This is a genomic window from Gammaproteobacteria bacterium, from assembly GCA_028817255.1.
Classification (GTDB): domain Bacteria; phylum Pseudomonadota; class Gammaproteobacteria; order Porifericomitales; family Porifericomitaceae; genus Porifericomes; species Porifericomes azotivorans.
The window spans coordinates 1-6,508 of the sequence record JAPPQA010000102.1; the positions used below are offsets into that span (position 1 = coordinate 1).

Here is a 6,508-nt window from a genome sequence, read left to right on the forward strand (position 1 = left end):
GGCGGCGGCAACACGCTGTCCCTGTGGGGCCGCGGCAACTACAGCTCGCTGGAGGGCGAACCGCTGGAGGGCGGCACCCGCTACGACTATGACGGCGACAGCTACGGCTTTTACCTGGGCCTGGACAGTCGCTACGACGATTACCTGGCGGGGGTGGCCGTGGGCTACACGGCGGGCGATGTGAGCTTACGCGCGGCGAGCGGCCCGGCAGCGGGAGCGGTGGAGCGCAGCGATTTCGAGAGCGAGCTGGTGGCGGTGTATCCGTATGCGGCCTGGCAGCCCTCGGAGCGTCTGAGCGTGTGGCTCATGGCGGGCTACGGCCAGGGCGAGCTGGAGATCGAGGAACGGGCAGGCGCGACCAGGCGCAAGGCCACCAGCGACACGGATCTGCTGCTGGGCGCGGCGGGACTGAGCTGGCGCCGCCCGACAGGCAATGCGGAGATTTTGTTGCGCCTGTCGGGGACGGTGTTGCATGGCGAGACGGACGGCGGGAGCTTCGACGACGACACGCCCTACGCGAAGACGGAGACGGACGCGCAGCAGCTGCGAGGCGAGGGAGAGTTGGGCCAAGTCTTTGCTTTCGGCGACGACGGGCGTCTGCGCCCCTACCTGCGGGCGGGGATGTCTTACGACTTCGGCGACGGCGCGCGCGACGCGGCGACGGGCGAGTTCGGGGCGGGCATTCAGCTGCACTGGCCGCGGCTGGGCCTGGAGATGGAGTGGGAGGGCGAGGCGCGACTGGCCAGCAAAGACGGCCGCGACTACCGAGAATATGGAAGCACGGGCACGTTGCGCTACGACCTGGGCGGCGACCGCCGCGGCCTGTCTGTGGCGTTGCGTCCGGAATTCGGCTGGGCGCAGGGTGCGGCGGACGGAGCCGCGGGCGTGGCGCCGCTGGACGGAGGGGCTTTTGGCGGCGTTTCCTCTCCGGGTGCCGGGGGGCGCGGCAACGGCCAGGGAAGCGGCCTGGGTCTGCGCAGCGAGTTGTCGTATGGCATCGGCGGCGTGCGGCTGGCGCGGGCTCTGCCGGGACTGTTGATGCTGTACGGCGAGAGCGGTTTGGCCTCAGGCGCGAGCAGCTACGGCGGCGGGCTGCGCTTCGAGGCGGAGCGTTTCTCGCTGGATGCGGGGTTGCGGCGCGAGGGCGGCGCCGACTCCGACAGCGAGTTTTTGCTGGACGCCACCCTGCGCTTCTAAGGACGATACGGGAGAGGCGGCAAGGCCGCGCTTATGGATTGCGGGCGGTTTTCTTCTGTAGTTTGTCGCGCATACGCATCCCGCTGCCCCGGCGGCGAACCAGGACAATTTCGCTGATGACGCATAACGCGATCTCCTCAGGCGTGCGCGCGCCGAGGTCCAGGCCGGAAGGCGCCATGACACGCTTGCGCTGCTCGTCGTCGTAGCCTTCCTCGCGCAGGTATTCCAATACCAGGGCGGAACGTTTGCGGCTGGCAATTAAGGCGATATAACCCGCTTGCGAACGCAAGGCCCGGGTCATGGACTCATGATCGCCTTTATGCTGGGTGGCGATGACAACGAAATCGTCTGCCGTCGGGAGCAATTGTTCGTAGCGAATGTCGTCGCCGATCAGGCGCGACGCATTCGGGAAGCGCTCCCGATCCACGAGGGGATCGTTCACCACGACCTGCAATCCAACCAGGTCTCCCAACAGGCACAAACACTCGGCAATGCGCCCGTGCCCCATGATCCAGAGCGTGGGATTCGGCAGTACGGGTTCGATATAAACCCGCATATGGCCTCCACAAGGCATTCCAGCGCCCAGCACCTCGTCATCCAGGTCAATATCAACGACCGTTGTCCGGGCGGCTTTGATGCATTTCAGCGCCGCATCGCAGGCCGTAGATTCCGCACATCCGCCGCCGACCCATCCGGCGACCACTTTCCCATCATGGGCGATAACGGCCTTGGCGCCGGTTTTTGCCGATACCGACCCCACGGTTTCGACTACCGTGGCAACCGCATAGGGCTGCCCCCGGGTCCGCATCTTTGTCAAAACGTCGAGTATGTCTTCTGCCATGGCGCCAAGTTTTTCACATTGCCCGTTCGTTGCCTTGCATCCCCTGAAAGGCAAGGTAGTCCTGACGGGTATCCAGGTCAACCACGACGTGGTCGGTATCCATCGCAACGGTGGTCACCAGGTCCGGGTTCTCCTGGAGGAAGCGCTTGCAGCCGAGGTTGCGATTGCCATTCAGGATCTTCTCCCTGTGCCGGTATGCGAGGATGATCGGATTGCCGCGCCTGCCCCGGTAGGTCGGCACCAGTACGCAACCCTGGCGACGCCTGGCAAAGGAATCAATGAGTCGGTCTATGTCCGCGGGCTCCAGCAACGGCTGATCCGATAAACAGATCATGATCCCGTCGCACGGCCCGGACAGGGATTCCAGCCCTTTATATACGGAAGTCATTTGTCCTTCCCGGTATGCTTCGTTGACTACCACCTCCAGGGGCAGGTCCTCCAATAAGGGCCGGCTTTGCTCGGCGGCGTGTCCAAGCACGGCGATTACATGTTGCAGCCGGGATGCCAGCAGCGTTTGCGCCGTGTGGCGCAGCAACGGCACGCCATGGATGTCCAGCTCCAGCTTGTTTATCCCGCCCATGCGCCGGGATTCGCCGGCGGCGAGCAGAATGGCGGCAACACGGCTCATGCCGGCGCTTCCGCAGCCGGCGCGCCGCCGGCCCGCTGGCGGCGCGTCTTTACCAACCCGGCCAATACCGACAAAGCAATTTCCTCAGGAGTGACCGCGCCGATCTCTATGCCGGCCGGGGCGAGAATTGCATCCACCTTGCCTTGCTCGTGTCCGCGTTGCCGCAGACGCCGCTTGATTTTTTCGCCCTTGCGCCCGCTGGCAATGAACGCGATGTAGTCGGCGCCGGACGATAGCGCGGCCTCCAGGGCCAGTTCGTCGCTCTTGCCCTGGGTGGCAACCACGGCGAAAGCCGGGACGCCGCAACGCAGTGCCGACGCATCCAGGGAGGCAACGATTTCCACGGCATCGGGATACATGTTCGCGTCGGCGCCGGGGAACATCGCGGTCACGGCAAAGCCGGTGCGGTGCGCGAGCGCCGACAATGCCTGCGCGCTTGGCGCCGCGCCGATAATAAGCAAAGCGGGCCTTGGAACGACCGGGTCAATAAAGATATCCATGGTGCCCCCACTGTGACATGTCATGCCGAAACCGATGACGCCTTTTTCCGGGGATGCATTCTTATCCGGGCTTACGCGAATCAGCCGCGCCTGGCCGTCTTGCAAGGCTTTTTTGACGGTGGCGATCACGGCCGGTTGGGCGCATCCGCCGCCGATCCAGCCTTGAATCGCTCCCTGTTCGTCCACGATTGCCTTGGCGCCCGGTTTTGCGGAAGCCGGCGACTCGCAACGCACCACGGTGACCAGGGCAAAGGGCCGCCGCCGCGCCTTCCATTCGCCGGCTTGCGTCAGTATGGCGTCGGTTTCCAGCATGATCCGCCCCTATTACCCATTACCCATTACACCCCGGCCAGTTCCGCCTCCAATGCGCGAAGGCTCGCCAGATTGTGCACCGATGCAAACAGGTCGAGGTAAGGCAGTGCCGCCGACATGCCGCCGCTCCTGGGTTCGTAGCCCGGCCGCCCCAGCAGGGGGTTCAACCATATCAGTTTTCGGCAGCGGTTTTTAACCGTTGCCAGATGTTGCCCAAGCAGTTCCGGGTCTCCCGTTTCCAGACCGTCGCTGACGATCAGTACCAGCGAACGGGAATTCAGGCGATGCCCGTATTGGGCAAGAAAGCTCCCGACGCATTCGCCAATCCGTGTGCCTCCCGACCAGCCCGCGGAGATCAATGCCAGCCGCTGGCCGGTCTTTGCCAGATTCGGCTGCTCCAGGGCGTCGGTGATGCGCACCAGGCGGGTGTGAAACGCAAAGACGGCGGCGTCGCGGAACGCAGCGACAATACCGCGCGCGAAGCGTAGAAAAAGGTAGCTGTACAGCGACATCGAACGGCTGACATCAACCAACAGGAACAGGCGCGGTTGCCGCTCGCCGGGGCGTCGCAATGCCAATTCCAGCGGCACGCCGCCGTATTGCAGGCTGTTGCGAACGGTGCGGCGCAAATGCACCTGTCTTCCCCGGCGATGGATTTTCTGTCTTCTCACCATAAGCCGCCGCATTCTTTTGGCCAGGCGCCCCACCAGTTGCTCCATCTTGTGCATCTCATCGGCATCCGTAATGAAGCGAAAATCGGTTCGCGCCAGAAGCTCGCGCTTGCTTGCCCCGCCACGCGCGCTGCCGCCGCTGTCGGCGTCTTCGCCTGCCTCTTGTCCGGCCCGGTCCACGTCGCAGGCGCTTCCCTGCCAGGCGCCGGCGCCCGGCGCCAGCGACGGGCGCCGGCCGACGGGCGCCGCGGCGTCCGATTGCGTCCAGATTCGCTGGACACTCTCCGGTTGCCAATAGGCATCGAAGAGTTGGTCGAAGCGCCGCCAGTTATTGTGGTCGCCGCAAAGCAGGCTGCGCAATCCCCAGTGCAAACGCTGCATATGGGTCAGGCCGCAGACACGGGCGACCCGTAGTGCATCGAGCGTCTCGGCAATACCGGCCTGAAACCCGTTATCGCGCGCCAGCCGCACGAATTCTACCAGTCTTCCTGGCAGCGTTTCCGCCAGCGGCGGGGGCAGCGTTGCGTCTGCCGCGGCGGGTTTCATACCACTTTCGCCGCCAGTCGTTCGATTTCCGCGATGCCCAGCGTCTCGTTGTCCTCGCGGGTCTTCAACAGGCAGGCCAGGGAATCTTTGATGGTTTGCGGGTCTTCGTCCAGCGAAGCGATGTTCAGTTGCGTCAATGCCGCAAGCCAATCCAGAGTTTCCGCTATGCCCGGATTTTTGCGCAGGCCGGTGCGGCGCAGATTTTGCACGAAGGCGACCACCTGGTGCGACAGTCGTTGGCCGGCGCCTGGCAGGCGCGCATTGACGATGCGCATTTCCCTGGCAAAATCGGGATAGTCCACATAGTGATAGACGCAGCGCCGCCGCAGCGCATCGCTCAGTTCGCGGGTGCCGTTTGAGGTAAGAACGACGTATGGCGTACTGGTGGCCTTCAGGGTGCCAAGCTCCGGCACGGTGATTTGGAAATCCGACAACACTTCCAACAGGTAGGATTCGAATTCGTCGTCGGCGCGGTCAATTTCGTCAATTAAAAGTACCGGCGCTCGCGGTTGGCTGATGGCCTGCAACAGAGGCCGTTTTAACAAGTACTTGTCGCTGAAGATATGCTGGTCGGCGCTTTCCGGGTTGAACTCGCCCTGCTCCAATGACTTGATTGCCAGGAGTTGATGCTGATAATTCCACTCGTAAACCGCGGTATTGACATCCAGTCCCTCGTAACATTGCAGGCGAATCAACGGGCAATCGAAGATGCTGGCCAGCGTGCGGCCGATTTCCGTCTTGCCGACGCCGGCCTCGCCTTCCAGCAGCAGCGGACGTTGCAGTTCCTTGACCAGCACCAGGGTGGCAGCCAGGCTGCGTTCCGCGATATAGCCCGTCTCCGCCAGGCGCCGCTGAAATTCGTCAATTTGATTTGTCTGGCCGTCGCGTTTCCGTCCCCTGTCTTCGTTACCCGCCATTGCAGAATCGGGGAGTCACTGGGAACGTGGTGTTTTTTTGCCGAACAAAGATTTGCAATAGCCGACAATTACGGACCATAAAAACGCCAGTCCATTTAATTCTTTCGGTTGCTCGCTGACCTTTGCGGCGGCTTCCTCGGCGGCCACGCCCTCGCCCATGGCGATGACGTTGTTGATAAAGTTTTTCCCGAACTGATCGAGGATTCGATCCGCCACCTGGACCATCATGCGGCCGCCGAAGTTGGCCGCCTTGCCGGTGACCGTAACCGTTGAGGTGCCCACCAGCTCGGTCGCGCCGCCTTCCCCGGTACGCACCGAGGCCGTCAAATCCATTTCCGCGGCCGATGTCCCCTTGTTGTCCTGCCCCTTGCCCAGCATGCGCAGCGTCCGGTTTTCCGGATCGGTCTCCAGGATTTCGATGTTGCCGTCAAAGGCCAGGGTGGCCGGCCCTATTTTTGCCTTTACCTTGCCCTGGTAATGGGTTGCGTCCACTTGTGCGGTGATTTCCGCGCCGGGCATGCAACCGGCTACGCCCTTGATGTCTTGCAGAAAGGCCCAGGCATTTTCAGCCGGGGCGTTCATTGCGAATACTTTGCTTAGATTGACTTTCATGTCTGCTGCTCCAACCGACGCCTTGGCGAAGGCTTCCTAACCCCGCCATTCCGGCGCAGGAGTCTGTGTAAAAACCCCGAAAATCCAGAATCGCCCGAAAAACTACCCACTGGCATGGCAAATATCCGCCATTCCCGCGCAGAGCTTGCCCCTGGCTTGAACAGGGGCGGGAATCCAGCATAGAAAGCGCGCGCTTCGCGCTCCTTCAGGGCGGAGCGAGGGCGCGGCAGACAGCCATAAACTCGCGCCGCCGCCTGCCGCCGCCATCGCGCGTATGTGCGCGT

At 63.0% G+C, this 6,508-nt stretch carries 7 protein-coding genes; 1 reads left to right on the plus strand and 6 read right to left on the minus strand.

What is annotated here, in order from left to right:
- The coding region (locus tag OXU43_04380; GenBank protein MDD9824387.1) for an autotransporter outer membrane beta-barrel domain-containing protein at window positions 1-1,197 on the plus strand (1,197 nt) is incomplete at its 5' end.
- Between the two features lie 31 nt (window positions 1,198-1,228).
- Here OXU43_04380 and OXU43_04385 read toward each other — a convergent pair.
- Genes OXU43_04385 through OXU43_04410 form a run of 6 tightly spaced genes read right to left on the minus strand, consistent with a single transcriptional unit; the run spans window position 1,229 to window position 6,224 of the window.
- The gene (locus OXU43_04385; GenBank protein ID MDD9824388.1) at window positions 1,229-2,005 is read right to left on the minus strand and encodes an XdhC family protein; all 777 of its coding nucleotides are present in this window, start codon (window positions 2,003-2,005) and stop codon (window positions 1,229-1,231) included.
- 46 nt (window positions 2,006-2,051) lie between these two features.
- Entirely contained in the window at window positions 2,052-2,666 is a 615-nt protein-coding gene (locus tag OXU43_04390) for a nucleotidyltransferase family protein (protein MDD9824389.1), read from the minus strand.
- Window positions 2,663-3,478 (minus strand): XdhC family protein, encoded by an 816-nt coding sequence (locus tag OXU43_04395; GenBank protein ID MDD9824390.1) that lies wholly within the window; start codon window positions 3,476-3,478, stop codon window positions 2,663-2,665. Before OXU43_04395 ends, OXU43_04390 begins: the two co-directional genes overlap by 4 nt.
- Before the next feature lie 26 nt (window positions 3,479-3,504).
- Window positions 3,505-4,695, minus strand: a complete 1,191-nt coding sequence (locus OXU43_04400) for a VWA domain-containing protein (GenBank protein MDD9824391.1) — start codon at window positions 4,693-4,695, stop codon at window positions 3,505-3,507.
- Window positions 4,692-5,612 carry a MoxR family ATPase gene (locus OXU43_04405; protein ID MDD9824392.1) on the minus strand — a complete coding sequence of 307 codons (921 nt, stop codon included), beginning with the start codon at window positions 5,610-5,612 and terminating at the stop codon, window positions 4,692-4,694. Before OXU43_04405 ends, OXU43_04400 begins: the two co-directional genes overlap by 4 nt.
- A gap of 15 nt (window positions 5,613-5,627) precedes the next feature.
- Window positions 5,628-6,224, minus strand: coding sequence for an SRPBCC family protein (locus OXU43_04410; protein ID MDD9824393.1), 597 nt, complete (start codon window positions 6,222-6,224; stop codon window positions 5,628-5,630).
- Between the last annotated feature and the right edge of the window lie 284 nt (window positions 6,225-6,508).

What these genes read in the sequence shown, in the direction of transcription:
- OXU43_04410 (MDD9824393.1), bottom strand. Translation starts at nt 6,224, where the DNA reads ATGAAAGTCAATCTAAGCAAAGTATTCGCAATGAACGCCCCGGCTGAA.
- OXU43_04400 (MDD9824391.1), bottom strand. Translation starts at nt 4,695, where the DNA reads ATGAAACCCGCCGCGGCAGACGCAACGCTGCCCCCGCCGCTGGCGGAA.
- OXU43_04390 (MDD9824389.1), bottom strand. Translation starts at nt 2,666, where the DNA reads ATGAGCCGTGTTGCCGCCATTCTGCTCGCCGCCGGCGAATCCCGGCGC.
- OXU43_04395 (MDD9824390.1), bottom strand. Translation starts at nt 3,478, where the DNA reads ATGCTGGAAACCGACGCCATACTGACGCAAGCCGGCGAATGGAAGGCG.
- OXU43_04405 (MDD9824392.1), bottom strand. Translation starts at nt 5,612, where the DNA reads ATGGCGGGTAACGAAGACAGGGGACGGAAACGCGACGGCCAGACAAAT.
- OXU43_04385 (MDD9824388.1), bottom strand. Translation starts at nt 2,005, where the DNA reads ATGCGGACCCGGGGGCAGCCCTATGCGGTTGCCACGGTAGTCGAAACC.